Genomic DNA, 26,747 nt, shown 5'->3' with positions numbered 1-26,747 from the left:
CACCGCGCAAAACCGTTTCCACAGTGTTCTCTTAGACACGTGATTGCGTTGCTTGCGCCCGGACAGGGCTCCCAGACCGAGGGAATGCTGTCGTCGTGGCTGGAATTGCCAGGCGCGGCGGACCGGATCGCCTCGTGGTCGCAGGCCAGCGGCCTGGACCTGGCCCGCCTGGGCACCACCGCGTCGACCGAGGAGATCACCGACACGGCGGTCGCTCAGCCGTTGATCGTTGCGGCCACCCTGCTGGCTTACCAGGAGCTGACACAGAGGGGTCTGCTGGTGGGCCGGGAGTTCATCGTGGCCGGCCACTCCGTCGGCGAGATCGCGGCCTACGCGATCGCCGGGGTAATGGCGGCCGATGACGCCGTCGCACTGGCCGCGACCCGCGGCGCCGAGATGGCCAAGGCGTGCGCCGCCGAGCCGACCGGTATGTCGGCGGTGCTCGGCGGCGACGAGGCCGAGGTGCTGAGTCGCCTCGAACAGCTCGACCTGGTCCCGGCCAACCGCAACGCCGCCGGCCAGATCGTCGCCGCCGGCCGGCTGACCGCCCTGGAAAAGCTGACCGAGGATCCGCCGGCCAAGGCCCGGGTGCGTGCGCTGGGAGTCGCCGGAGCGTTCCACACCCAGTTCATGGCCCCGGCCATGGAGGGCTACGCCGCCGCGGCGGCGGGCATCGCGACCGCCGAGCCCACCGCTACGCTGTTGTCCAACCGCGACGGAAAGCCCGTCACTTCCGCGGCTGTGGCGATGTCGACCCTGGTCTCCCAGCTCACTCAGCCGGTGCGCTGGGACCTGTGCACCGCCTATCTGCGTGACCACGCAGAGGGCCCAGTCACGGCGATCGTGGAGTTCCCCCCCGCGGGCACCCTCACCGGCATCGCCAAACGCGAACTTCGGGGGGTTCCGACGCGCGCCGTCAAGTCACCCGCAGATCTGGACGAGTTGGCAAGCCTGTAATCGCAGGATTCGTCCAGAACCAACAAAAGTACGTCAATCCGATTTGCCCACAACATATTACGAAGGGAAGCTAACTGTGGCCGTCAGTCAGGAAGAAATCATCGCCGGTATCGCCGAGATCATCGAAGAGGTCACCGGTATCGAGCCCTCCGAGGTCACCCCGGAGAAGTCGTTCGTCGACGACCTGGACATCGACTCGCTGTCGATGGTGGAGATCGCCGTGCAGACCGAGGACAAGTACGGCGTGAAGATCCCCGACGAGGACCTCGCCGGTCTGCGCACCGTCGGTGACGTCGTCGCCTACATCCAGAAGCTTGAGGAAGAGAACCCCGAGGCTGCCGAGGCGCTGCGGGCCAAGCTCGAGTCGGAGAACCCCGAGGCTGTTGCCAACGTCAAGGCGAGGCTGGAAGCAGAGAGCAAGTGACCAAGCCTTCCACTGCTAATGGCGGTTACCGCGGCGCTCCTTTCAAGGACGTCGTGGTAACCGCCGTCACAGCGACGACGTCGATCTCGCCGGACATCGAGAGCACGTGGAAGGGTCTGTTGGCCGGCGAGAGCGGCATCCACGTCCTCGAAGACGAGTTCATCACCAAGTGGGACCTACCGGTCAAGATCGGTGGCCACCTCAAGGAGCCCGTCGACAAGCACATGGGCCGGCTCGACATGCGCCGCATGTCGTACGTCCAACGGATGGCCAAGCTGCTCAGTGGACACCTGTGGGAATCGGCGGGCAGTCCGGACGTCGACCCGGACCGGTTCACCGTCGTGGTCGGAACCGGCCTCGGTGGGGCCGAGCGGATCGTCGAGAGCTACGACCTGATGAACGAGGGCGGGCCTCGCAAGGTGTCCCCGCTCGCCGTTCAGATGATCATGCCCAACGGCGCCGCGGCGGTCGTGGGCCTGCAGCTCGGCGCCCGGGCCGGGGTGATCACCCCGGTGTCGGCCTGCTCATCAGGCTCGGAGGCCATTGCCCACGCGTGGCGTCAGATCGTCATGGGCGACGCCGACGTCGCCGTCTGCGGCGGTGTCGAGGGTCCCATCGAGGCGCTGCCCATCGCGGCGTTCTCGATGATGCGGGCCATGTCGACCCGCAACGACGAGCCCGAGCGTGCCTCGCGGCCGTTCGACAAGGACCGTGACGGTTTCGTGTTCGGCGAGGCCGGTGCGCTGATGCTGCTCGAGACCGAGGAGCACGCCAAGGCCCGCGGCGCCAAGCCGTTGGCTCGGTTGATGGGTGCCGGTATCACCTCGGACGCCTTCCACATGGTGGCACCCGCGGCGGACGGCGTGCGTGCCGGCCGGGCGATGACACGGTCGCTGGAGCTGGCGGGCTTGTCCCCCAAAGACATCGACCACGTCAACGCGCACGGCACCGCGACACCGATCGGCGACGCTGCCGAGGCCAACGCCATCCGGGTCGCCGGTTGTGAGCATGCCGCGGTGTACGCTCCGAAATCGGCCTTAGGTCACTCCATTGGCGCAGTCGGGGCGCTGGAGTCGCTATTGACCGTGTTGACACTGCGGGACGGCGTCATCCCGCCCACACTGAACTACGAGACCCCCGATCCCGAAATCGACCTCGATGTTGTCGCGGGCGAACCTCGCTACGGCGAATTCCGCTATGCCATCAACAACTCGTTCGGCTTCGGCGGTCATAATGTGGCACTCGCCTTCGGGCGCTACTGAAGCAAGACATCGCGGGCCGCGAGGCCCGAGGTGGGGGTCCCCCCGCTTGCGGGGGTGAGCCGAACAGATACGGAAGGAACGTTCGCAACACTCATGACAGAGCTGGTTACCGGGAAAACGCTCCCGAACGTAGTGGTCACCGGCGTCGCCATGACAACCGCACTGGCCACCGACGTGGAAACCACGTGGAAGTTGCTGCTCGACAGCCAAAGTGGGATTCGCGTCCTCGACGACCCGTTCGTCGAGGAATTCGATCTGCCGGTGCGCATCGGCGGGCATCTGCTGGAGGAGTTCGACAGCCAACTGACGCGCGTCGAGCTGCGGCGCATGGGCTACCTGCAGAAGATGTCCACCATTTTGAGCCGCCGAGTGTGGGAGAACGCGGGCTCGCCCGAGGTCGACCCCAACCGGCTGATGGTGTCCATCGGCACCGGGCTGGGCTCGTCGGAAGAGATGGTGTTCAGCTACGACGACTTGCGTGCTCGTGGCATGAAGGCGGTCTCACCGCTTGGCGTGCAGAAGTACATGCCCAACGGCGCCGCCGCGGCGGTCGGCCTGGAGCGGCATGCCAAGGCGGGTGTCATCACTCCGGTGTCGGCGTGTGCGTCCGGTTCCGAGGGCATCGCTCAGGCGTGGCGCAACATCGTCTTCGGTGAGGCTGACGTGGCTATCTGCGGTGGCGTCGAGACCAAGATCGAGGCGGTGCCGATCGCGGCGTTCGCTCAGATGCGCATCGTGATGTCCACCAAGAACGACGATCCCGTCGGCGCCTGCCGCCCGTTCGACCGGGACCGCAGCGGCTTCGTGTTCGGTGAAGCCGGTGCGCTCATGGTGATCGAGACCGAGGAGCACGCCAAGGCCCGCGGCGCGAACATCCTGGCCCGCATCATGGGAGCCAGCATTACCTCCGACGGCTTTCACATGGTGGCGCCCGACCCCAACGGGGAACGGGCCGGGCATGCGATGAGCCGGGCGGTTCAGCTCGCGGGCCTGACGCCGGCCGACATCGGCCATGTCAACGCGCACGCCACCGGGACCTCGGTGGGTGACCTGGCCGAGGGCAAGGCCATCAACAACGCGCTCGGCCCGCACGGCGGTAACGCCGCGGTGTACGCACCCAAGGCCGCGCTGGGCCACTCGGTGGGTGCCGTCGGTGCGGTGGAATCGATCCTGACCGTGCTCGCGTTGCGAGACCAGGTCGTTCCCCCGACACTGAACCTGGAAAACCTCGATCCAGAGATCGACTTGGACGTGGTGGCGGGTAAGCCGCGGCCCGGTGATTACCGGTATGCGATCAACAACTCGTTCGGATTCGGCGGCCACAACGTGGCAATCGCTTTCGGGCGGTACTAAATCCCGAGCCACCCCGGAATAACAGGAGACCTGCGATGACGATCATGGCCCCCGAGGCGGTCGGCGAGTCGCTCGACCCCCGCGATCCGCTGCTGCGACTGAGCACCTTCTTCGACGACGGCAGCGTGGAGCTGCTGCACGAGCGTGACCGCTCTGGCGTACTGGCCGCTTCGGGCACCGTGAACGGTGTGCGCACCATCGCGTTCTGCACCGACGGAACCGTGATGGGCGGCGCCATGGGCACCGAAGGCTGCGCACACATCGTCAACGCCTACGACACCGCCATCGAGGAGCAGAGCCCGATCGTGGGTATCTGGCACTCCGGTGGCGCCCGGTTAGCCGAAGGGGTGCGGGCGCTGCACGCGGTCGGCACGGTGTTCGAGGCCATGATCCGCGCGTCGGGCTACATTCCGCAGATCTCGGTGGTCGTCGGTTTCGCCGCCGGCGGCGCCGCCTACGGTCCGGCGTTGACCGACGTCATCGTGATGGCCCCGGAAAGCCGGGTGTTCGTCACCGGACCGGACGTGGTGCGCAGCGTCACCGGTGAGGACGTGGACATGGCCTCCCTCGGCGGTCCGGAAACCCACCACAAGAAGTCCGGGGTGTGCCATATCGTCGCCGACGACGAGCTCGACGCCTACGAGCGGGGCCGCCGGCTGGTCGGATTGTTCTGCCAGCAAGGCCATTTCGACCGGAGCAAGGCGGAGGCCGGCGACACTGATATCCACGCGCTGCTGCCCGAATCTCCTCGGCGGGCCTATGAGGTGCGTCCGATCGTGACCGCGATCCTCGACAGCGAAACGCCGTTCGACGAGTTCCAGGCCAATTGGGCGCCGTCGATGGTGGTCGGGTTGGGTCGGTTGTCCGGGCGCACGGTCGGTGTGCTGGCCAACAATCCGCTGCGGCTGGGCGGCTGCCTGAACTCCGAAAGTGCGGAGAAGGCAGCACGTTTCGTGCGGCTCTGCGATGCGTTCGGGATTCCGCTGGTGGTGGTGGTCGATGTGCCTGGCTATCTGCCGGGTGTCGACCAGGAGTGGGGCGGCGTAGTGCGTCGCGGCGCCAAGCTGCTGCACGCATTCGGCGAGTGCACCGTTCCGCGGGTCACCCTGGTCACCCGAAAGACGTACGGCGGGGCCTACATTGCGATGAACTCCCGCTCGCTGAATGCCACCAAGGTGTTCGCCTGGCCGGACGCCGAGGTAGCCGTGATGGGCGCCAAAGCGGCCGTCGGCATCCTGCACAAGAAGAAGCTGGCTGCGGCGGCCGAGCATGAACGCGAAGCGCTGCACGACGAACTGGCGGCCGAGCACGAGCGGATTGCCGGCGGTGTGGACAGTGCCATCGACATCGGCGTGGTCGACGAGAAGATCGACCCGGCGCACACCCGCAGCAAGCTCACCGAGGCGCTGGCCCACGCGCCGGCGCGGCGCGGGCGCCACAAGAACATTCCGCTGTAGTTCTGACCGCGAGCAGTCGCAGAATCGCATGCGCGGGACCCGCGCAGTGCGATTCTGTGACTGCTCGCGGCGGTTATCCCCAGCGTGACTGGCCGAGGCCGGCCGCTCCTCGCATGCTGTCCCGGTGCACCTTGGAGCGCTAGCGCTGTTGAAAAAGGCGGGCGGGTTCGCTACCACCGCGCAACTGCTGACGGTCATGACCCGCCAACAGCTCGACGTCCAAGTCAAAAACGGTGGCCTGGTTCGCGTGTGGTACGGGGTCTACTCGGCCCAAACGCCGGATCTACTCGGTCGCCTGGCCGCACTCGACATCTCGATGGGGCAGCAAGCCGTGGCATGCCTGGGCACTGCGGCCGCGTTGTACGGGTTCGACACAGAGAACACCACCGCCATTCATGTGCTCGACCCCGGCGTACGGATGCGGCCCACTGTCGGTTTGATGGTTCACCAGCGCACCGGCGCCCGGCTGCAGCGGGTGTCAGGTCGTTTGGCCACTGCCCCGGCGTGGACGGCCGTCGAGGTCGCACGACAGCTGTGCCGTCCCCGAGCTCTGGCCGCCCTTGACGCCGCACTGCGATCAATGCGGTGCAATCGCTCCGAGATTGAAAGTGCCGTTACCGAACAGCGTGGGCGCCGCGGAATCGTCGCGGTGCGCGAACTGCCTGCCGCTTGCCGACCCACGAGCGGAATCGCCGATGGAGAGCGAAGTTCGGCTCGTCATCATCGACCACGGGTTGCCGCTCCCGGAGCTTCAATATCCCATTCGCGGCCGCGACGGCGAGCTGTGGAGGGTCGACTTCGCTTGGCCTGAAAGGCGTCTGGCAGCCGAGTACGAAAGTGTCGACTGGCATGCCGGGCGCAACGAGATGCTGCGTGACAAAACCAGATGGGGCAAGATCCAGGAACTCGGGTGGACGATTATCCCGATTGTCGGCAGTGACGTGAGACAGGACCCCTACCGCCTGGCCCAGCGAATCGCCAGCCACCTGAACCGCGCGCGCATCGCTATCTGACGCTGGCGAGCAGTCGCAGAATCGCACGCCACAGGCCCGCGCAGTGCGATTCTGTGTCTGCTCCTCACCACGCAGTTCCACTACCCCGGTGCGGCCCCTGCAAGGAACTCCTCGGCGACGGCGACAACACGCTCCCGGTCGCGGGGCACCAGGCCGATTCGGGTTCGGCGATCCAGGATGTCGTCGACATCCAGTGCACCCTCATGGGTCACTGCGTACTCGAACTCGGCCCGGGTTACGTCGATGCCGTCGACGACCGCTTCGGTGGCATGCTCGCAGGAGGCGGTGGTGATCACATTGGCTGCCTCGGCGCCGTAACGCGCCACCAATGACCCGGGCAAGCCGGCCGCCGGTCCCTGTGGACAAGGCCCTGGGTTCGCCGGCGCACCGATCAACGGCAGGTTGCGAGTCCGGCAATCACCGGCGCGCAAGTGCCGCAGGCTGATTGCACGGTTCAGCACATCCTCGGCCATATACCGGTATTCGGTCAGCTTGCCGCCGACCACGCTGATCACCCCCGACGGGGACTCGATGACGGCGTGGTCGCGGGAAACGTCAGCGGTGCGGCCCTCGCCGGTGTCGATCAGTGGCCGCAGCCCGGCATAGGCACCGATGACATCGGTGGTCTGCAGTGTGGTTGCCAGCGCGGTGTTGACCGTGTCCAGCAGGAACATGATCTCTTCCGAAGATGGTTCTGGCACATCCGGAATCGGGCCGGGAGCATCTTCGTCGGTCAGACCGAGGTAAACCCGGCCCAGCTGCTCGGGCATGGCGAACACGAAGCGGTTGAGCTCACCGGGAATCGGAATAGTCAGCGCCGCAGTCGGATTCCCGAAGGCATCGGCGTCGAATACGAGATGTGTTCCACGGCTGGGCCGTAACTTCAGCGAGGGGTCGATCTGGCCGCCCCACACTCCCGCGGCGTTGATGACGGCGCGGGCGGACACATCGAAGGTTTGGCCGGTGCGCTGGTCGGTCAACCGCGCCGAAGTGCCCGTCGCGTTCGATGCGCCAACGTAAGTCAGGATCCGGGCGCCGTGCTGGGCCGCGGTGCGCGCGACCGCCACTACCAGTCGGGCATCGTCGATCAATTGCCCGTCGTAAGCTAGAAAGCCGCCGGCAAGGCCGTCACGCCGCACGGTCGGCGCCATCTCGACCACGCGCTGCGCCGGGATGGTGCGCGATCGGGGCAGCGTCGAGGACGGCGTGCCGGCCAGCATGCGTAACGCGTCACCGGCCAGGAACCCGGTGCGCACCAGCGCGCGTTTGACGTGACCCATCGACGGCAGCAGCGGGACCAGCTGCGGCATCGCATGCACCAGATGAGGGGCGTTGCGGGTCATCAGGATTCCGCGCTCGATCGCGCTGCGCCGGGCGATGCCCACGTTGCCGCTAGCCAGGTAGCGCAACCCGCCATGCACCAGTTTGGAGCTCCACCGGCTGGTTCCGAACGCGAGGTCGTGCTTTTCGGCCAGCGCCACCCGCAAGCCCCGGGACGCGGCGTCCAACGCGATCCCGACACCGGTGATCCCGCCACCGATGACGAGCACATCCAACGCTTCCCCGTTGGCCAGAGCGGTCAGTTCGGCAGTGCGGCGCGCGGCGTTCAGAGCGGTCGAATTGGGCATCAGGCCAGGTATCCGTTCAGTGAGTAGGTGAGTTCGGCAGCCAGTGCTTGGGAATCGAGGATCGGATTGACGATGTCGACGGACTGGATCGTCGACTGGGCGATGAGCAGCACCATGGTCGCGAGTTGACGGGGGTCGCCGGCGCGGACGCTGCCCGATTGTTGTGCCACTTTGAGTCGCGCCGCGAGCCCCTCGATCAGGAACTGCTGGCTGGTGCCCAGGCGCTCGGTGATGTAAACCCTGGCCAGGTCCGAGTGCATCAGCGCCTTGATCAAATCGTCGCGCCGCAGCCGATCGGCCACCGCGACGACTTGCCTCACCACGGCTTCACGGTCGTCGCCATCGAGGGGCAATTCGTTGAGCACGTCGGTGATGTGGCTGGTCAGCAACGTCGCGATGATCGACCTCGTGTCCGGCCACCGGCGGTAAACGGTCGGGCGACTGACGCCCGCGCGTCGTGCGATCTCGGCGAGTGCCACCTTGTCAACACCGTAATCGCGGACACAGCTCGCGGCCGCCGCAAGTATGCGCGCCCCGATGTTTTCGGGAGCATTACTCGTTGACAGCATATGCAATACTGTAACGCATGACACATCTCGAGGAACTCCTTCCGCCCATGAAATGGAACGCGTGGGGAGATCCCGCCGCTGCGAAGCCACTCTCCGACAGCGTCCGTGCTCTGCTGAAACAGGTTGTTGGCCTTGGTGATTCGGATGAAGCCGAGCTTAATCCCGATCAGGTGACGCTGCGCCCGTCCACCTTGTCGCAGGCCGACCAGGATGCGCTGGCCGAAATCGTCGGCGCCGAATACTTCCGCGCCGCCGACCGCGACCGGTTGCTGCACGCAGGCGGCAAATCCACCCCAGACATGCTGCGGCGCAAGGACATTGGCCCTCAGGATGCTCCCGACGCGGTGTTGCTGCCCGGTGATGACGGCACTGTGGCCGCGATCCTGCGGTATTGCTCCGACCACGGCATCGCCGTCGTCCCCTTCGGCGGCGGCACCAACGTCGTCGGCGGGCTCGATCCCGACCGCGGCGAGTTCGGCGCGGTGATCTCGCTGGATTTGCGGCGCTTCAACGAACTTCACTTTCTCGACGAGGTATCGGGCATAGCGGAATTGGGCGCCGGCGTGACCGGCCCCGAGGCCGAACGCCTGCTCGGTGAGCACGGCTTCTCGCTCGGGCACTTCCCGCAAAGCTTCCTGTTCGCCACCATCGGTGGTTTCGCGGCAACCCGTTCCTCCGGCCAGGATTCCGCGGGCTATGGCCGGTTCAACGACATGATTCTCGGGCTGCGCATGATCACCCCGGTGGGTGTGCTGGATCTGGGCCGGGTAGCGGCATCGGCGGCAGGTCCGGACCTGCGCCAACTTGCGATCGGCTCGGAGGGTGCCTTCGGCGTCATCACCAAGGTGCGGCTGCGGGTCCACCCGATACCGGAAACGACGCGCTACGAAGCCTGGTCGTTCCCCGACTTCACTACCGGCGTCGCGGCGCTACGTGCGGTCACCCAAACCGGAACCGGACCCACCGTCGTCCGCCTCTCCGATGAGGCCGAGACCGGCGTGAACCTCGCCACCACCGAATCGATCGGTGAAAACCAAATCACCGGCGGCTGTTTGGGACTCACCCTTTTCGAGGGCACCAAGGAACACGCCGAAAGCCGGCACGCCGAGACGCGCGCGTTGCTGGCGGCCCACGGCGGAACGTCACTGGGCGAGGGGCCGGCGCAGGCCTGGGAGCGCGGCCGGTACGCCGCGCCCTACCTGCGCGACTCGCTGCTGGCGGCCGGCGCGCTGTGCGAGACGCTGGAGACCGCCACCGACTGGTCCAACATCCCGAGATTGAAAGCCGCGGTCACCGAGGCGCTCACCAGGTCACTGGCGGAATCGGGGACCCCGGCGCTGGTGATGTGCCATGTGTCGCACGTGTATCCGACCGGGGCGTCGTTGTACTTCACCGTCGTCGCGGGGCAGCGGGGCAATCCGATCGAGCAGTGGATGGCCGCCAAGAAGGCCGCATCGGACGCGATCATGGCCAACGGCGGCACCATCACCCACCACCACGCGATTGGCGCCGACCACCGCCCCTGGATGCGTGAGGAGGTCGGCGATCTGGGTGTACAACTGCTGCGAGCGATCAAAGCGACACTGGATCCGGCCGGAATTCTCAATCCCGGCAAGCTGATTCCGTGACTGCCGAAAACCCTGTTTCCCGGCAACCGCGCCGGCGCGAGATCGGCAAGGTGACCGCGCTGACCAATCCCGTCTCGGGGCACGGCGCCGCGGTCCGGGCCGCACAAATTGCCATCGCCCGGCTGCATCATCGCGGTGTAGAGGTCGTCGAAATCATCGGGGACGACGCGCAAGACGCGCGTTATCTCGTTTCGGCCGCACTCGAGAAGGGCACCGACGCCGTCGTCGTCACCGGCGGCGACGGTGTCATCTCCAATGCGCTGCAGGTGTTGGCGGGCACCGATGTTCCGCTGGGCATCATTCCGGCGGGCACCGGCAACGATCACGCCCGCGAATTCGGGATTCCCACCAAGGATCCCGAAGCCGCCGCGGACATCGTCGTCGACGGCTGGGCGGAAACCATCGACCTGGGCCGGATCCGTGACCGCGCGGGGGTCGACAAATGGTTCGGCACCGTGGCGGCAACCGGATTCGATTCGCTGGTGACCGATCGAGCCAATCGGATGCGTTGGCCGCATGGGCGCATGCGCTACTACATCGCGATGCTCGCCGAGCTGTCGCAGCTGCGGACGTTGCCGTTTCGATTGGTCCTCGACGGCGCCCGGGAAATCGAGACCGATCTCACGCTTGCGGCCTTCGGCAATACCCGCAGCTACGGCGGCGGGCTGCTGATCTGCCCCAACGCTGATCCCGCCGACGGCCTGCTCGACATCACCATGGTGGCGTCGGGATCGCGGACAAGGTTGGTCCGCTTCTTCCCCACCGCCATGAAGGGCACTCACGTCGAGCTAAACGAGGTGACCACCGCACGGGCCAAGACCGTCGACGTCGAGTGCCCCGGCATCAACGTGTACGCCGACGGCGACTTCGCGTGTCCGCTGCCGGCCGAGATCTCCGCGGTTCCGGCCGCGCTACAGCTGCTGCGCCCCAATCCCTCACCGGTGTAACGACTCGGTCACGGAACCCGACATCTTTTCCAAACCCGATCAGGCCTCGATCAGGGAGGAAAGATGTCCGGACTTCGCCAGACCGCACTGGCTGCTTTGACTGCTGCGTCGTTGTGTTGTGTCGTGATGTCGAAAGCTCCGCGCGCGACGGCCGACGACGGTCCGAGCTGGAACGGACAATACGTCGTGACGTTCGGGGCCAATGCGAAGACCGGCACCAGCATCGCAGCCAGGGGAGCGGAATACGCCCACCGGGCGAAATACTCCTTCAGCTCGAGCTGTGCGGCGGGCGTCTGTATCGCCACGGTGACCGATGGGCCGCCGGCCAAAAATGAGTTCATCCAGCGCCCCATTGAATACACCTGGAACGGTTCCCAGTGGGTGCGAGAGACCACCTGGAAGTGGGACTGCCTGCTGCCCGACGGCACAATCGAGTACGACCCGGCGAAATCCATTGCGGCATATACCCCCGGTCCGCACGGAATCCTCACCGGCGTGTTCCACACCGACATCACCAGCGGCGCCTGCAAGGGAAATGTCGACATGCCGGTATCGGCCAAGCCGGCCTTCGAGCCGGAGAGCGTTATTTAGCTACTTCGACGTTTGCGGTCGCGATCATGCGGCGACGGCACTGAACTTGGCAATGTTCGTCGCGGTTCGTCGCGGTTCGTCGCGGTTCGTCGCGGTTCGTCGCGGTTCGTCGCGCCAACTGGACACCGCCTCGCGGCGGCGATCGCCTCCCCGGAGTGGTTGCTGCCGGGTGCCAGGCTTCGGACACGACCCGATCCAGCCCGGGTGACCTCCGTCGACGCGGTCGATAGGCGTCATGTCAGGGCGCGATCACCGCCGGCAGCGGTCAGGTGGCGGGCGCGTCAGGCTGGTCGGGCGGAATCGCGCCGTCGCAACCACCAGGCGGCGGCGGGCCCGGCAGAGGCTCGTCGCCGCTGACGCAGTCGTAGTACCACTGCGGCCCGGTTATGTAGGTTCGCATCCACTGGTGCCAGAACGATCCGTCGGGATACTTCTCGCCGTCGCACACAGCTAACTCGCCAAAACCCCAACGCCCGCCCGGGCAGTAGCCCATCGTCATGTTCGGCTTGTGCGAGTCTGGCGGATCAGCGCTGGCGACCGCAGCAGAAGACACAATCACCGCAGCACAGCCCAACGTCGCGGCGCCAAGGCGAGTAAGGTTCGACTTCATTTGTGTGTTGACCCTTCTTTAGCGTGCTGAATCCATACGGCTGATTTCAAGCCAAGATCCGAACTTGTGAATGAGCTTCGGCCGGGCAGCGTAAGTAAACGGACCTTCTCGCGAAGGATCTGAAGTTCGGTTGTGCTGATAAAGATTCGACATTGACTCACTAGTTCGGAAAAGTCGCAACATACCTGCGGCAGTTTACGGCACGGAGGGCCGGCGGTGTCAACTCGAAGTGGACCGGTGAACGGGACACATCAGGCCGAATCCGGAAAGGCGGTAACGGCCCCGCCGCCATACCCCACGGCTTACGCCGTATATGGCATAAGTGCGTCGATCGTCACTGCGCAGGAGCCCAGGTCAACGGATGTTGTCAAGTCGTTGGACCGGTGTTCGCACCGGCATCCCGTCAGTGAGGACTGGAATCGATGAACCTCAATAATTCTATGTTATTGATCAATAATGGCTTTTGATTAGCGTTCGGCGAGAAATATCTGTACGGTATCGACTGGGCTTTCGTTGGCTCACCACGGTATATAACAGTCTCACTGCTTCTTCCATTTACGAACCGGTCATCCGATCTTGATCTCCGACTTGTCCGTGGGTGTCGATGATCAGGTGTTCTACGCCCCTTGGCGCCGTTTCTTCGATCCGCGGATGGAGCGCCTTCCACCCCGACGGAAAAGTATCTGCGGTTGCCATTTCTGAAGGTTCGGTGCCGCCTGGGTTTTGAATCGCTGGGTCGAGGGGTCGGGATTCGATCAGTGCGGGGCGCACACCAGCTTGAATTCAAGCGGTCGGCAGCACGCAGGACTCGCTGCCGATGACGAGGGGCACGGGCAGACGAGGACCCATGACTACAAGCGCAACCGCACGGCAACCCTGTCAGCTCCATCGAACCTGTTGACCGGCTTGGCAATCGGCCACCGACGCCTACGCGCGATCGCCACAGGAATTTCTGAATTCGTGGGTACCATCGACGTTTCCAGCAGTCTGGACAGCCACAAGATCGTTGACAACCGCTGGGTGTCTTCTCGACCGCCGTCGAACCCCAACCGCTCAGCTATGACGACACTTACCTTGCCTCGATCGCGCAGACCGTGCAGACGCTGGCGGCGCATGGCAACGTCAGCCTGCTCGATATGCACCAGGACATTTACAACGAGATTTTCCAAGGTGAGGGCGCGCCGGCGTGGGCGGTGCCGGAAACGAGGCTGCCCAACCCTCAACTCGGCTTTCCCAACAACTATTTCCTCAATCCAGCGCTGGAAAATGTATATGCCGCGTTCTGGCGAGACGCGCCCGCGCCGGACGGGATCGGAGTCGAGGACCACTTTGCACGCGCCTTTGCGCATGACGCGGAGTACTTCCGCAACAACACAGCAGTATTCGGCTACGAGGCGTTCAACGAGCCGTTTCCGGGATTCGTGTGGGAAGGGTGCTTGAACCCGGTCTTGGGCTGCCCCGTCCAGGACCACAAGTTGACGAACTTCTACACAAAGATCGTTCCGATAATTCGGGCTGTCGACCCGACGAGGTTGGTCTTCTTCCAGCCGAATCAGCTATTCGCCGCCGGAATCCACACAGACCTCGGCAAGGTGATCGACCCACACACCGCCTTCGCATTTCACGACTACTGCGCCACCGAGATACGGTGCATGTAGATGTCGGTTGCCCGGTCTTGGACGCGATCACGCAAACCAACGGGACCATCTATGCAAAGTTCTTCCAGACCCGCAACTGATGACGGAGTTTGGCGCGACCAATAACCTGCAGAACATCACCGAGGTGATCCAGCAAGCCGACCTGCCGAACATGGGCTGGTTGGAGTGGGCGTACACCGGCAACGACCCGACGAGCACGGCACCCAATGCGCAAGCTCTGGTCTACAATCCGGCACTCCCGCCGACCGGCGATAATGTCAACGCGGCCAAACTCGCAGCGCTCGCCGAACCGTACCCCCAGGTGGTTGCTGGCACCCCCAAGTTCTGGGCATTCCGCAGAGGCAAGTTCCAACTGTCCTACGTGACTGAGCGAGCCGACCACCACGGAAGTTTCATCCCCGGCGAGCAGACAATCATCTCAGCGCCGCCCATCGAGTATCCGAACGGCTATCAAGTGAGTGTCAAAGGTGGACAAGTCACTTCGGCACCCGGCGCCGCCTTGTTGCCCGTCGTGGCAGACCCGGGCGCAAACACCGTCGAAGTCGTCGTGGCACCCTGATGTTTAGCGGGTGCCATGGGTCAGCCGTTTACCGCCGGTAAAGCTCTTTCGGGTCGGAGTAGCTAACCGACCCCCCGGCTCAACCACGCGACCTCACCCGCGTCGCCGCCGTCTCGGTAGACCTCGAGCGCCTCGTCCCACGCCGTTCCCAGCACCGAATCCAGCTCGGCGGCAAGGGTGTCAGCGCCCTGCGCCATCAACGTCCGCAGCCGCATCTCCCCCACCATGATGTCGCCGTTGGCGCTCATGGCACCGCTCCACAAGCCCAGCTGCGGGGTGTGGCTGAACCGCTGCCCATCGACGCCGGGGCTGGGATCTTCGGTGACCTCGAACCGCAGCACCGACCACGAGCGCAACGCATTGGCCAGCCGGGCGCCGGTGCCCACCGGCCCTACCCAGTTGGTGACCGCACGCAATTGCCCGGGCATCGCCGGCTGCGGCGTCCAGACCAGATTCGCCTTGGCCTGCAGGGTCGACGACAATGCCCACTCGACATGAGGGCATACCGCCGCAGGCGAAGCGTGGATGTACACCACGCCGGTCGTCACGTCGGCGAACTGGTTCGACGCACGCATCTCTTGCTCCTTCGGTTCCGCGAGGGACGTCTTCCCCAACGACCTGGCGAACCAGCAGAGCGAGATACCTGCCACGAAATTATGTTGTCTGCGTGTCTATTGTGCCTTGTGAGACCACTGTTGCGCTAGTGTGCAGTCTGGATTAGATGTACTCGGCCAAAACCGAGTCCGAAATCGCCGGCCAGGGCCCTCTAGCCCACTCGCCGAAATCACGATCCGTGAGGACCACCAGCGCCAGGTCGGCACCGGGATCGGCCCAGATGAACCCGCCTGCCTGACCGAAATGCCCATACGTTCGCGGCGAGTTGCGGGTACCGGTCCAGTGCGGCGACTTGGCATCCCTGATCTCAAACCCCAGCCCCCAGTCATTGGGGCGCTGGACCCCGTATCCGGGCAACACCCCGTCCAGGCCCGGGAACTGCACGGTGGTCGCCACGTCGTGCATCTGCCCGGAAACCGTCGACGGACGCAACAGATCACCGGCGAACAACGCCAAGTCGGCGACCGTCGACGTGGCGCCGAACCCGGCTGCGGCCGCGCCGCCATCCAGCCGGGTATTCGCCATGCCCAATGGCTCGAACACCGCATCGGTCAGATAGCTGCCGAATTCGATTCCCGACTCCCGCTGCAGTGTTTCGGCCAGCACAGTGAAGCCGTAGTTGGAATACATCCGGCGGGCGCCGGGCCGTGCCAGCTCCTTCGCCGAGTGCATCGCCAGCCCGGATGCGTGCGCCAGCAGATGACGGATCGTGGACCCGGGCGGCCCCGCCGGGCTGTCGAGGTCGACGACGCCTTCCTCGACGGCGATCTGCGCGGCGCGGGCCACCAACGGCTTGGTGACCGACGCCAGCGCGAACACCTGCGTGGTATCGCCATGGGTGGCCAGCACACCGTCGGGTCCGATTACCGCCGCGGCGGCAGCGGGCACCGGCCAGTCGTCAAGAACATCCAAAGCGGCCATCGAGTCCGGCGCTTCACTTCCTGGCGATGTAGTAGTTGTTCAACGGATCTGATTCGACCTCGGACACGTACACGTCACTGAAGCCGGCGTCGGCGAGCATCGAGGTGGCCACCTGGCGGCCCCACACGGTCCCCAACCCCACGCCGTCCAGCGCCAACGACACCGGCATGCAATGCATCATCGACGTGGTGTACAGGTAGGTGCTCAGCGGGACACCGATGTTGTCCTCGAGTCGGCTCGACGCTTTGATGTCGACCATCAGCAGCACACCACCGGGTCGCAGGGCTCGATAGATGTTCTGCAGCACCCGCGCTGGCTGCGCTTGGTCGTGGATGGTGTCGAAGGCGGTGATCACGTCGTACGCGGCAATTTTTTCGGGGACCTTGTCGAGCTGCGCCAAGTCATGTCGCTCGAATGCGGCGTTTTCCAGGCCAAGCGCAGCCGCCTCCGCGGCGCCCGTCGCCACCGCCGCCTCCGAGAAGTCGATGCCGGTGAACTGGCTTTGCGGGAACGCCTGTGCCATCAGGTTAACCGCATGCCCGCTGCCGCAACCGAAGTCGGCCACCTCGACGCCGGCCCGCAGACGCTCCGGCAGGCCCTCGACCAACGGCAAGACCACGTCGACGAGGGTGGCGTCGAACACCTCACCGCTCATCTCGGCCATCAGCGTGTGGAAGCGCGGATAATCGCTGTAGGGCACGCCCCCGCCGGCCCGGAAGCAGTCAATGACCTTTTGCTCGACTTCACCGAGCAACGCGATGAACTGCGTGACACGGGCCAGGTTGTTGGGCCCGGCGGCTCGGGTAAGGGCTGCCGCCCGATGTGCGGGCAGCGCATACGTCGCGTTCTTTGGGTCGTAGTCGACGACCTGCGCGGCGGTCACGCCACCCAGCCATTCCCGGACGTAGCGCTCGTTGAGGCCCGCCGCCTCGGCGATCTGGGCGCTGGTCGACGGCGGCAGCTCGGCCATCGTGTCCAGCAGCCCGGTCTGGTGGCCGACACTGAGCAGGATCGCCAGACCCGCGCTGTCGATAGCCGCCACGATTCTGTTGCCGAATTCCTCACTGGTTTCGGGGCCGGTTTCGGGGCCGGTTTCGGTTGCCGTCATGATCAGCGACGCTACACCGGGCTGGTGAGGCGCTGGTCCAAGGCGAAGACGGTTCTGCAGCCTGTGTTGGTTGTGGTCAGCAATGCGGATCGGCTATAGCACGCCGTCGAGCCCGTCTTCGCCCAGCAATCGTGCGCCGGCGCCGGTTACGGCGCCGCCCGCGGTGGTTCCGTTGCCGCCATTGCCGCCGTTGCCGCCGTTGCCGCCGTTGCCGATCACCACCGCACCCGCACCGCCGATCCCACCGGTCCCCACCAAAACCGCCGGCAAAGGCCGTGCCCGGATAACCGGCTCCGCCGGCTCCGCCATCGCCGAGCAGCCACCCACCGGTCCCGCCGGCACCACCGGAGCCGGGCAGACCGGGGGGTGCCGTTGCCGATCAGCGGGCGCCCTGTCGCCAACTCGAAGGGCAGGTTGATCGCATGCATTACTTGTTGTTGCACGGCGTGCAACGGCGTGGTGGGCGCCGGAGCCTCGAAATCCGTCCAGCCCCACCAGCAGCCCGCTGGTGCCGCCAACGCCGAAGCGCCCTCGCCGATAAGGCCGGTCATTCCGGCCGGCCCGCCGTTCCCGCCGTTTACGATTGCACAGCGCCATCGACCGCGCTTGGAAGAAGTAGGAGCACAACGCCGGGGACGCAATATGGTCTTTCAGTTTCGTGACGCTGGTGCCAACACCCGGTCTGTGTATGTCCGGCACGCTATAGATTGGGGCCATGAATCAGACAGTGCGCGGTGTGATTTCACGAAAAAAGGGTGAACCTGTCCAATTGGTGGACATCATCGTCCCAGATCCCGGGCCCGGCGAGGCCGTCGTCGACATCAGCGCCTGCGGGGTGTGCCACACCGACTCGACCTACCGCGACGGCGGCATCAACGACGACTACCCGTTCCTGCTCGGCCACGAGGCCGCGGGCACCGTGGAAGCTGTCGGCCCCGGAGTGATCACGGTCGAGCCGGGCGATTTCGTGATCCTCAACTGGCGCGCCGTGTGCGGTCAGTGCCGCGCGTGCAAACGGGGCCGGCCGCACTACTGCTTCGACACCTTCAACGCCGAACAGAAGATGACGCTGACCGACGGCACCGAACTCACCCCAGCGTTGGGCATCGGCGCGTTCGCCGACAAGACGCTGGTGCACTCCGGCCAGTGCACCAAAGTCGATCCGGCAGCCGACCCCGCCGTGGCCGGTCTGCTGGGTTGCGGAGTGATGGCCGGCATCGGTGCCGCGATCAACACGGGCGGGGTTACCCGCGATGACAGCGTGGCGGTGATCGGCTGCGGCGGGGTGGGCGACGCCGCGATCGCCGGCGCCGCGCTGGTCGGGGCCAAGCAGATCATCGCCGTCGACACCGACGACAGCAAGCTGCGGTGGGCCCGCGAATTCGGCGCCACGCACACCGTCAACGCCCGCGAAACCGACGTCGTCGCAACCATCCAGGACCTCACCGACGGCTTCGGCACCAACGTGGTGATCGACGCCGTAGGCCGGCCCGAAACCTGGCAGCAGGCCTTCTACGCCCGCGACCTGGCCGGAACCGTCGTACTGGTGGGCGTGCCCACACCCGACATGCGACTGGAGATGCCGCTGGTGGACTTCTTCTCCCATGGCGGGGCATTGAAGTCCTCGTGGTACGGCGACTGCCTACCCGAACGCGACTTCCCCACCCTGATCGACCTCTACCTGCAGGGCCGGCTTCCGCTGGATAAGTTCGTCTCCGAACGCATCGGGCTCGACGACGTCGAGGAGGCATTCCACAAGATGCACGACGGCACGGTGCTGCGCTCGGTGGTGATGCTGTGATCGAGCGCGTCGTCACCCATGGGACTTTCGAACTCGACGGCGGCAGTTGGGAAGTCGACAACAACATCTGGCTGGTCGGCGACGACTCCGAGGTCGTGGTTTTCGACGCCGCCCATGACGCCGCGCCGATCATCGGGGCGGTCCGGGGCCGCAATGTGGTGGCGGTGGTGTGCACGCATGGCCACAACGACCACGTGACGGTGGCTCCCCAACTCGGCCAGACCCTGGACGCACCGGTGCTACTGCACCCCGGCGACGACGTACTGTGGCGAATGACGCACCCGGACGCAGCCTTTCGCGCTGTCGACGACGAAGAGACGCTGCGTGTGGCCGGGACGGAGTTGCGTGCGCTGCATACCCCGGGCCATTCACCGGGATCGGTGTGCTGGTATGCGCCGGAGCTGGGTGTCGTATTCAGCGGTGACACCCTCTTTTCCGGCGGACCCGGGGCAACCGGACGCTCGTTTTCCGACTTCCCCACGATCCTGCGATCGATCTCCCAACGGCTCGGGGCGTTGCCGGGCGACACCGTGGTGCATACCGGCCACGGCGACAGCACCACGATCGGCGACGAGATCATCCACTACGAGCAATGGGTTGCCCGCGGTCACTGAAGGACGGTCAGTGCCCCTGAAGAATCCGGCGCTTCTCGGCCTGGAACTCGCTTTCGGTCAATGCCCCTGAATCACGCAGAGCCGCAATGATTTTGAGCCGCTCAAGCTTAACTCCTTCGGCGCTGGGCTCGCTGGGTTCGACAGGCGCCGACCAAGTCGGCGATACCGTCGTAGGCCGGCTGCGACTCAGCCATATCACCGACAAGGCCAGATCCCCCAGGCCGACGACGAAGACGGCGACGAATACCCATACCAGATAGCCGTAGGAGCTCTGGTGACCGAAAGCCAGTCGCGGGTTGATGTATCCGCCGACCTGGCCCTCGGTCGTCACGCGGTAGGTGCCTTCGACCGGAACCTGGACAATCCACACCCGCACATGCGCGTCGTTGTTGACCGTGGTTGTGCTGCCGACACTTTCGGTGACCCGCGGTTGTGGCACTCCCTCGGGCGGGTCGATCGAGATGCCCAGCGGCGGCACGGGCAGGCCGGTGCCGTTGGTGCCGCCGATGACCACGGTGTGCAGGCTGACGGTGACCTCCCCGGCCGGCAGGTGGATGCTGCCCGAGCCGGGGACGGGCACTTCGCCGTAAGCGTTGTACTTGTCCAGAAAGAATGCGTTGAGCACCAACGTGGTGATGAAGCCGGCCACCGACACCACCAACGTCACAACGGCCAGGGTCAGCGAAATCTTGGCTACCCGTCTGCTATTCATCCACGCAGTTTGGCACGCCGACGGGCGCGAAGCATCGCGACGACCACAGCACCTATCAGCACCACAAACGCGGTCGCCGGCACCCAATCCCCCAGCCGTTGGTACACCGTGGCGCACGCGCCCAACGGAACGCTGACCACAACGGCGCCCCGGAAATCCGACGGGCACCACGCCAGACGGTGCCCCCGGACGTCGAAGGCCGAACTGTCGCCGGACAACCCGGCATGCACCGCCGGGCGGCCCGCCTCGACCGCACGCACCGCGGGTTGCGCGGCCAATTGCGGCTGCGCCCAACTGCCTTGAAATGTCGAGGTGGAACTCTGATACGCCAACAGCTCGGCCCCCAGCAGTGCTTCGCGCCGCGCCAGATCGGAAAACGTGGTCTCATAGCTGATCAACGGCCCGATATCGAGACCACCGGCAGATAGCACCACCGGCCTCGGTCCCCGCTTCCGGTCTTCGGCGGCGGCCTTGCTGTGGCGGGTGACCCAGCCGACCAGCGGCCGCAGCGGCACATATTCGCCGAACGGCACCAGACGGGTCTTGTGGTAACTGCCGAGCACTCCGCCGGCACCCACGAGTACCGACGACTTGTAGATGCCCCCGCCCGGCGCTGCCGCATCGACGTTGACCAGCAGCTCGGCGCCCACCCGCCGGGACAACTCCGCCAAGCGGGCCAGCACCTCGGGATGTCCGGTGAGATCCTGCCCCACGCTGCTTTCGCCCCAAACCACCAAGTCCACCCGCTGGCCTACGAGGGTGGCCGTGATCGCCTCACTGGCCGCCTCACGGACGGTCGCATCGTCGATGTCGCCGGGCTGTACCAGCGCGACTCGCACCGTCGGACCGGAGACGGGCGCCGGGCCCAGCCGATACCACGCCGGTCCCAGTCCCGCGCATGCCACCGCACACCCCAGCGCGACCAGCCGCATCGGCCCGTGGTGCACGATCGCGACGGCGATGGCGGCATTGGCAGCGACCATCAGAAAGCTCGTAAGCCACACTCCGCCCAGGGACGCCGACGCCAGCGTGACGGGCTGATTCCACTGCGACGCCCCCAACAGCGCCCACGGACCGCCCAACGGGGGCCACGCCCGCACCGCTTCGGCCGCCACCCACGCGCTGGGCAGCACCACCACCACCGCAGCCATGCGGGCGGCGGTCACCGGCGCCGACAGCAGCCGATGGGCGATCCATCCCCACGGCAGCCACAGGGCACCGAGGCCCATGGCGTACACCACCAACAGCGGGCCGGTGCTGGTCGCCAGCCAGTATTGAGTGGTCAACACAAACCCGCCGACACCCCAGCAGGCCCGCACGGCGCCGTCCCACGATGTGGCCGCGGCCCGTACCGCCAGCAGCAGCGGCACCACCGCGAACCACGCCAGCCACCACAACGATGGCGCCGGGAAAGCCAGCGACGGTAGCGTGCCGAAGACCAACGCCACCGCCCATCCGGGGACGCGCCGCCGGCACGTTCCCGAATGGAGGGCCATGGTGTTCAGCATGCCGGTCGGATTCTGCGACGGCGAGGAGGACACTGGACAGGCGCCACCGGAAAAGGAGTGAAACGCATGGCTAACGATCTGATCGCCACGGTGCCCGATCTGTCCGGGAAGCTCGCCGTCGTCACCGGCGCCAACAGCGGTCTCGGGTTCGGGCTGGCCCGACGGCTCTCGGCGTCCGGCGCCGATGTGGTGATGGCAATCCGCAACCGCGCCAAGGGTGAGGCGGCGATCGAGCAGATCCGCACCGCGGTTCCCGACGCCAAGCTGACCATCAAGGCACTCGACCTGTCGTCGCTGGCCTCCGTCGCCGCGTTGGGTGAGCAATTGAACTCCGAAGGCCGCCCGATCGACATTCTGATCAACAACGCCGGCGTCATGACCCCACCCGAACGCGACACCACCGCCGACGGCTTCGAATTGCAGTTCGGCAGCAACCATCTCGGTCACTTCGCGCTGACCGCCCAGGTGCTGCCGCTGCTGCGCGCGGCGCCGGCCGCGCGGGTGGTCTCGCTGAGCAGCTTGGCGGCGCGGCGCGGCCGTATCCACTTCGACGACTTGCAGTTCGAAAAGTCCTACGCCCCCATGGCGGCCTACGGACAGTCGAAGTTGGCAGTGCTGATGTTTGCGCGCGAGCTGGACCGCCGAAGCCGCGAGGCCGGCTGGGGGATCATGTCCAATGCCGCGCACCCCGGGTTGACCAAGACCAACCTGCAGATCAGCGGACCTTCGCATGGCCGGGAGAAGCCGGCGCTGATGCAGCGGCTGTACCAGGCGTCGTGGCGTTGGACTCCGTTCTTTTGGCAGGAGATCGACGAGGGGATACTGCCCGCGCTGTATGCGGCCGCCACCCCGCAGGCTGAGGGCGGCGTGTTCTACGGTCCCCGGGGCTTTTACGAGGCGGCCGGCGGCGGCGTGACGGAGGCCAAGCTGCCCGCCCGGGCCCGCAACGACGCTGACTGCCGACGTCTCTGGGAAGTTTCCGAGCGTCTCACGGGGGTCCGCTATCCAACGCCGGCCTGATAGGCCGAAACCGCTCTCGGTGGTGGTGTTCATCGAGACTGCAGCCACTGCGACCGCCCCCCGAGCCCAAGCGCCGTGTCGCGTGTTTGGCTGCAGTCTCGCGGGACTGACGACCTGCGTACCGGCAGGCGTTTCGATCCAGCGCTGCATTGGGTAACCGGAGTCGAGGGGCCGGTCACAAACTGCAACGACAAAGGGGCACGGGCATGACTGACGAGCAGGCCGCCGGCCGCAGCGACCACCGGCAACAGGCCGGCAGCAGCGACGGCGGGAAACCGGATACCTCCGAGGTGCCGGAACCCAGCGACGAAGCCAAACAAACCGCGGCCGAAATGATGACGGCCTATGAGGACCGGCCGACGCTGGTGTTGCCCGGCTCCGGCGGGACCATTACCGGTACGGCGGTCGGCGACTGGCTCGACGAAAACGGCCATCCTCGATATGCCGACGACACCGGTTCGCCGGCCGCAAAAGCCAAGGCGGACAACGAAGAAACAGACGAAGACAAGAAGGTCGCGGAGAACCTGGACAAGGACCTAGACAAGGACCAGGCCTACAACGAAGAAGTTCTCAAGTCAGCCCGGGATGAGACAACCGCGGGCTGAGCGCTTGGCGTGAGATGACCGGGTCTAGAGCCCGGGTACCTGGGGTATCTGCGGGAAGCTGATGCCGGGGATTTGCGGGATGGCCGGAATCGGTGGTATCTGCGGCACCGCCGGCGCTTGCTGGGTAGGCGGTGCCTGCGTGGTGGCCGGCGGCTGGGTGGTGGCCAGCGGCTGGGTCGTTGCGGGCGGCTGGGTGGTCGTCGGGGCCGCCGTCGTCGTCGGCGTCGTGCTTGCCCGCGGTGGGGTTGTCGTCGGGGGGGGTGTCGTTTGGGTGGTAGGAGGGTGTGCCTCGGTCGACGGCGGTGGCGCTGGCGGCGCTTGCGGCGCCGGCTGTTCGGTACCGGGCGGTGACGGCGCCGGCTCCGGGCTCCCCTCGGTTGGCGGCGGCGGGGCAGGCGCGGACGTAGTCGGGGTCGGGCTCACCCCTGGCGACCGGGTCGCAGGCTTGTCGTTGGAGCCCAGCGCGATCGCCACCGCGGTGCCGACCAGCAGCACCGCGACGACCGTGCTGACGATGATCACCGCCGGCAGGCGATACCACGGGATGACCGGAGGCTCAGGCTTCGACTCCGCGGGCGTGTCATGGTCAAACGCCAACTGTGGGCGGGCCGAGGTGTAGCCGGAACCGCCGGCATCCGCGTAGTCGCCGTCGGACACGGGCAGGACGCGGGAATCATCGTCGGCTTCCGACCAGGCCAGCGCGGGCTGCAATGCCGACGCGGGCGTATCCGCGCCATCCGGTGCCAGCGGGGCCGGGGGGACCAGTGCCGTCGCGGCGACCGCCGGGGCCGAGGTCAACACCGTCGCACTGGTATCGGCGGGCCCTCGGGCGGCCCGTAACGCCGCGCCGATAGCGGCTGTCAGTTGCGGGCGCGGCGCCGTGACCACCGGAACGCCGAATCGACCCGACAGCGTCGTGGTGACCGACGCGATGTTGGCCCCACCCCCGACGGAAACGATCGCGACCAGGTCCGCCGGATGAATTCCGTTGCGCGCCAACGTCTGTTCCATAACCGCGGCGACACCATCCAACGCCTCGCGGATCGTCTCGTCGAACTCGTTTCGGGTGAGCCGGATTTCGCGATGCATCCCCGGCAACTCGTCGGCCAAGGTGGTCACCGTGCTGTGGGAGAGCCGCTCCTTGGCGTTGCGGCATTCGATTCGCAACCGGTTCAACGAGCCGATGGCCGCCGTCCCGGACGGGTCGAACGAACCGGTGGCCGGCATCTCCGACATCACATACGTCAGTAGCGCCCGATCGATCAGATCACCGGAGAAGTCTCGATGACGCACTGTCTCGGCGACCGGCTGATAATCGCCGGCCGCATCGACCAGCGTGATGCTGGTCCCGCTGCCGCCGAAGTCACAGACTGCGACGATGCCGCGGGCCGGTATGCCCGGGTTGGCCCGCATCGCGAACAGCGCGGCCGCCGCGTCGGGGATCAGCAGTGGCTGGGTTTCGTGCGACCATTCCGGCACCCGGCTCAGCGCGGCACCCAACGCGTCGACCGCCGCCGACCCCCAGTGGGCGGGATAGGTCAGCGCGACATGGTCGGGCAGAGCCCGCCCGCCGGTGGCGGTGTAGGCCAGCGCACGCAGACTGTCGACCAGCAGAGCCTCGCTGCGGTGCATCGAGCCGTCGGCCGCGACGATGCCGACCGGGTCCCCCACCCGGTCCACGAAGTCGCTCATGACTAGGCCGGGCTGATCCAGTCTCGGGTTTTCCGACGGCAGTCCGACCTCGGGCGGGCGCTGCCGATACAAGGTCAGTACCGGCTTGCGGGTGATCGCATGGTCGGCGGTCACCGCCGCCAGGTTGGTGGCACCGATCGACAGCCCCAGTGCGGGCCGTGGTCCTTCTGCCATGGTTTGTCCCCGTCCGGCTGCGCGCCCCCGCGCCCGCCTACCCGAAATTGTGCCGTCTACACCTATAGCCGTTCTTTGCGCCGGCTATGCGCGAGCTATATCACGACATGGCTCAGCGTATGGTGCCCGCGCCGGGAATCAGTGGCAGGTCCAGCGCGGTGACCCAGCCCGGAGACAGGTCGTTGACGGCCGGGACGGCGTTGAGCGCCCGCATCCCGGTCGCCAGGCACCCGGCGGTGGCCGCATCGCGGCCCGAGCCGTCGGTGAACCGGAACGCGGTTTCCTGGAAGATGCTGGGGGTTCCGTCGATGTCCACCCGGTAGACGTCGTCGTCGTGACCGGAGGGCCAGTCGGGCGCGGCGTCGCGGCCAATGCGGTTGACGTGCTCGAGTTGAATGCGCGTCTCGCCCCGGTAGATGCCGTTGATGGTGAAGCGGACGGCGGCGACCTGGCCGGGCAAGATGGCGCCCTTCACCGAGTGACGCTCGGTCGGCGTCACCCACTTGTCCCAGGTGGTGGTGATCTCGTCGAGCATGATCCCGGCGGCGTGGGCGATCATCGGGACCGTGGCGCCCCACGCGAAAATCAACACGTCGCGGTTTTCCAGGATCGGGCTGAATTCGGGCTCCCGCCCGATGCCCATTTCTTTCTCGTAGTCGCCTTCGTAGTTGGTGTAGTCCAGCAGCTCGGCAGCGCGCACTCGCCGTACCTCGGAACAAAGCCCCATCAGGGTCATGGGAAACAGGTCGTTGGCGAATCCCGGGTCGATGCCGGTGGTGAAACAGGACGACTCCCCCAGCTCGCACGCCTCGGTGATGGGCGCGATCCACTGCGGCGGGTTCAGGTGCATCGTCGGCCAGATCCACGGCGTCATCGCTGTCGAGCACACGTCGATGCCGGCCCGCAGGAACCGGGTGATCAGCGCGATGTTGGCGTCGGCCCGCATCGCCGTCGGTCCGTAGTGCACCAATGCGTCAGGCTGGAGCGCGATCAGGGCGTCGACGTCGTCGGTGGCGACGATGCCCACCGGCCCGGGCAGCCCGCAGATGTCGCCGACGTCGCGCCCGACCTTGCCGGGGTTGCTGACGCCGACCCCGACCAGCTCGAACAGTGGATGCTTGACGATTTCGGCGATCACCATCTTGCCGACGAAGCCGGTGCCCCAGACGACTATTCGCTTAGCGTCCCGTTGCGACATCAACCGCCACCTCCCGGCTTCACCCTAGGAGGGTGGTGTTTTTCGCGTGGCGTTGACCCGATAGTCGGGCGTGATCGGTGAGAATGGTTGGGTGAGTTTGGGTTTGACGCCGAAGCAGGCGGA

Annotated in this window: 25 protein-coding genes and 1 pseudogene; 15 read left to right on the top strand and 11 right to left on the bottom strand. The window is 66.1% G+C overall.

What is annotated here, in order from left to right:
* Positions 1-39 precede the first annotated feature (39 nt).
* The 6 genes and pseudogenes from CDN38_RS24275 (at position 40) to CDN38_RS24250 (ending at position 6,466) form a co-directional block, all read left to right on the top strand.
* Entirely contained in the window at positions 40-957 is a 918-nt protein-coding gene (locus CDN38_RS24275) for an ACP S-malonyltransferase (protein ID WP_075513120.1), read from the top strand.
* A gap of 76 nt (positions 958-1,033) precedes the next feature.
* Positions 1,034-1,381, top strand: a complete 348-nt coding sequence (gene acpM, locus CDN38_RS24270) for a meromycolate extension acyl carrier protein AcpM (protein ID WP_023365075.1) — start codon at positions 1,034-1,036, stop codon at positions 1,379-1,381.
* On the top strand, positions 1,378-2,643 hold the full coding sequence (gene kasA / locus CDN38_RS24265; protein WP_075513119.1) for a 3-oxoacyl-ACP synthase KasA: 1,266 nt from the start codon (positions 1,378-1,380) through the stop codon (positions 2,641-2,643). The genes acpM and kasA overlap by 4 nt, the downstream gene beginning before the upstream one ends.
* 93 nt (positions 2,644-2,736) lie before the next feature.
* Complete coding sequence (kasB, locus tag CDN38_RS24260) at positions 2,737-3,996, top strand: 3-oxoacyl-ACP synthase KasB (RefSeq protein WP_075513118.1); 1,260 nt, start codon at positions 2,737-2,739, stop codon at positions 3,994-3,996.
* A gap of 35 nt (positions 3,997-4,031) precedes the next feature.
* A complete protein-coding gene (locus CDN38_RS24255) occupies positions 4,032-5,453 on the top strand; it encodes an acyl-CoA carboxylase subunit beta (protein WP_075513117.1) in 1,422 nt (473 codons plus the stop codon).
* Positions 5,454-5,577: 124 nt separating this feature from the next.
* Positions 5,578-6,466: pseudogene (locus CDN38_RS24250) on the top strand (endonuclease domain-containing protein).
* Positions 6,467-6,546: 80 nt separating this feature from the next.
* On the opposite strand, the gene CDN38_RS24245 reads toward CDN38_RS24250, so the two are convergent.
* Positions 6,547-8,094, bottom strand: a complete 1,548-nt coding sequence (locus tag CDN38_RS24245) for a glycerol-3-phosphate dehydrogenase/oxidase (protein WP_099319230.1) — start codon at positions 8,092-8,094, stop codon at positions 6,547-6,549.
* Complete coding sequence (locus CDN38_RS24240) at positions 8,094-8,663, bottom strand: TetR/AcrR family transcriptional regulator (RefSeq protein ID WP_075513115.1); 570 nt, start codon at positions 8,661-8,663, stop codon at positions 8,094-8,096. Before CDN38_RS24240 ends, CDN38_RS24245 begins: the two co-directional genes overlap by 1 nt.
* A 47-nt stretch (positions 8,664-8,710) precedes the next feature.
* Here CDN38_RS24240 and CDN38_RS24235 point away from each other — a divergent pair, with 47 nt between their 5' ends.
* From CDN38_RS24235 to CDN38_RS24225, 3 genes are all read left to right on the top strand, one after another.
* Positions 8,711-10,291 carry an FAD-binding oxidoreductase gene (locus tag CDN38_RS24235; RefSeq protein ID WP_099319469.1) on the top strand — a complete coding sequence of 527 codons (1,581 nt, stop codon included), beginning with the start codon at positions 8,711-8,713 and terminating at the stop codon, positions 10,289-10,291.
* Complete coding sequence (locus CDN38_RS24230) at positions 10,288-11,238, top strand: diacylglycerol kinase (protein ID WP_075513113.1); 951 nt, start codon at positions 10,288-10,290, stop codon at positions 11,236-11,238. The genes CDN38_RS24235 and CDN38_RS24230 overlap by 4 nt, the downstream gene beginning before the upstream one ends.
* A 63-nt stretch (positions 11,239-11,301) precedes the next feature.
* Positions 11,302-11,829 carry an Rv2253 family sensor-like surface protein gene (locus tag CDN38_RS24225; RefSeq protein ID WP_075513112.1) on the top strand — a complete coding sequence of 176 codons (528 nt, stop codon included), beginning with the start codon at positions 11,302-11,304 and terminating at the stop codon, positions 11,827-11,829.
* Positions 11,830-12,094: 265 nt separating this feature from the next.
* Here the strand turns inward: CDN38_RS24225 and CDN38_RS24215 are convergent, their stop codons facing one another.
* On the bottom strand, positions 12,095-12,439 hold the full coding sequence (locus CDN38_RS24215; protein ID WP_075513111.1) for a hypothetical protein: 345 nt from the start codon (positions 12,437-12,439) through the stop codon (positions 12,095-12,097).
* A gap of 1,016 nt (positions 12,440-13,455) precedes the next feature.
* On the opposite strand from CDN38_RS24215, the gene CDN38_RS24205 reads away from it, so the two are divergent.
* Both CDN38_RS24205 and CDN38_RS24200 read left to right on the top strand, forming a co-directional pair.
* On the top strand, positions 13,456-14,097 hold the full coding sequence (locus CDN38_RS24205; protein ID WP_082277383.1) for a cellulase family glycosylhydrolase: 642 nt from the start codon (positions 13,456-13,458) through the stop codon (positions 14,095-14,097).
* A 79-nt stretch (positions 14,098-14,176) separates the two neighbouring features.
* Positions 14,177-14,656 carry a hypothetical protein gene (locus CDN38_RS24200; protein ID WP_075513109.1) on the top strand — a complete coding sequence of 160 codons (480 nt, stop codon included), beginning with the start codon at positions 14,177-14,179 and terminating at the stop codon, positions 14,654-14,656.
* A gap of 62 nt (positions 14,657-14,718) precedes the next feature.
* Here the strand turns inward: CDN38_RS24200 and CDN38_RS24195 are convergent, their stop codons facing one another.
* The 4 genes from CDN38_RS24195 to CDN38_RS24180 all read right to left on the bottom strand — a co-directional run bounded on the left by CDN38_RS24195 (position 14,719) and on the right by CDN38_RS24180 (position 17,609).
* Positions 14,719-15,231 (bottom strand): DUF3145 domain-containing protein, encoded by a 513-nt coding sequence (locus CDN38_RS24195; RefSeq protein ID WP_036412540.1) that lies wholly within the window; start codon positions 15,229-15,231, stop codon positions 14,719-14,721.
* A 142-nt stretch (positions 15,232-15,373) separates the two neighbouring features.
* A complete protein-coding gene (locus CDN38_RS24190) occupies positions 15,374-16,192 on the bottom strand; it encodes a serine hydrolase domain-containing protein (RefSeq protein ID WP_075513108.1) in 819 nt (272 codons plus the stop codon).
* 13 nt (positions 16,193-16,205) lie between these two features.
* On the bottom strand, positions 16,206-17,300 hold the full coding sequence (locus CDN38_RS24185; RefSeq protein ID WP_075513107.1) for a class I SAM-dependent methyltransferase: 1,095 nt from the start codon (positions 17,298-17,300) through the stop codon (positions 16,206-16,208).
* 93 nt (positions 17,301-17,393) lie between these two features.
* Positions 17,394-17,609: a hypothetical protein gene (locus CDN38_RS24180; protein ID WP_075513124.1), complete on the bottom strand. Its 216-nt coding sequence runs from the start codon at positions 17,607-17,609 to the stop codon at positions 17,394-17,396.
* Positions 17,610-18,015: 406 nt separating this feature from the next.
* Here CDN38_RS24180 and CDN38_RS24175 point away from each other — a divergent pair, with 406 nt between their 5' ends.
* Together CDN38_RS24175 and CDN38_RS24170 are read left to right on the top strand one after the other, a co-directional pair.
* The gene (locus tag CDN38_RS24175) at positions 18,016-19,101 is read left to right on the top strand and encodes an S-(hydroxymethyl)mycothiol dehydrogenase (RefSeq protein WP_099319227.1); all 1,086 of its coding nucleotides are present in this window, start codon (positions 18,016-18,018) and stop codon (positions 19,099-19,101) included.
* A complete protein-coding gene (locus CDN38_RS24170; protein WP_408633044.1) occupies positions 19,050-19,715 on the top strand; it encodes an MBL fold metallo-hydrolase in 666 nt (221 codons plus the stop codon). Before CDN38_RS24175 ends, CDN38_RS24170 begins: the two co-directional genes overlap by 52 nt.
* 7 nt (positions 19,716-19,722) lie before the next feature.
* On the opposite strand, the gene CDN38_RS24165 is transcribed toward CDN38_RS24170, so the two are convergent.
* Positions 19,723-20,427 (bottom strand): SHOCT domain-containing protein, encoded by a 705-nt coding sequence (locus CDN38_RS24165; RefSeq protein WP_075513104.1) that lies wholly within the window; start codon positions 20,425-20,427, stop codon positions 19,723-19,725.
* Complete coding sequence (lnt, locus tag CDN38_RS24160; RefSeq protein ID WP_180276379.1) at positions 20,424-21,923, bottom strand: apolipoprotein N-acyltransferase; 1,500 nt, start codon at positions 21,921-21,923, stop codon at positions 20,424-20,426. Before lnt ends, CDN38_RS24165 begins: the two co-directional genes overlap by 4 nt.
* Before the next feature lie 78 nt (positions 21,924-22,001).
* Between lnt and CDN38_RS24155 the strand changes: the two genes are divergently transcribed.
* Both CDN38_RS24155 and CDN38_RS24150 read left to right on the top strand, forming a co-directional pair.
* Positions 22,002-22,955, top strand: a complete 954-nt coding sequence (locus tag CDN38_RS24155) for an SDR family oxidoreductase (protein WP_075513103.1) — start codon at positions 22,002-22,004, stop codon at positions 22,953-22,955.
* A gap of 206 nt (positions 22,956-23,161) precedes the next feature.
* Complete coding sequence (locus CDN38_RS24150; protein WP_233027022.1) at positions 23,162-23,560, top strand: hypothetical protein; 399 nt, start codon at positions 23,162-23,164, stop codon at positions 23,558-23,560.
* A gap of 24 nt (positions 23,561-23,584) precedes the next feature.
* Here CDN38_RS24150 and CDN38_RS24145 read toward each other — a convergent pair whose 3' ends face one another.
* The gene (locus tag CDN38_RS24145; protein WP_099319226.1) at positions 23,585-25,426 is read right to left on the bottom strand and encodes an Hsp70 family protein; all 1,842 of its coding nucleotides are present in this window, start codon (positions 25,424-25,426) and stop codon (positions 23,585-23,587) included.
* Between the two features lie 112 nt (positions 25,427-25,538).
* Positions 25,539-26,624, bottom strand: a complete 1,086-nt coding sequence (locus CDN38_RS24140) for an NAD(P)H-dependent amine dehydrogenase family protein (RefSeq protein WP_075513101.1) — start codon at positions 26,622-26,624, stop codon at positions 25,539-25,541.
* Positions 26,625-26,747: the final 123 nt, after the last annotated feature.

This window comes from Mycobacterium ostraviense (assembly GCF_002705925.1).
GTDB lineage: Bacteria > Actinomycetota > Actinomycetes > Mycobacteriales > Mycobacteriaceae > Mycobacterium > Mycobacterium ostraviense.
The sequence above is the reverse complement of the archived record's forward strand: the minus strand, read 5'-3'. Positions and strand labels throughout refer to the sequence as shown.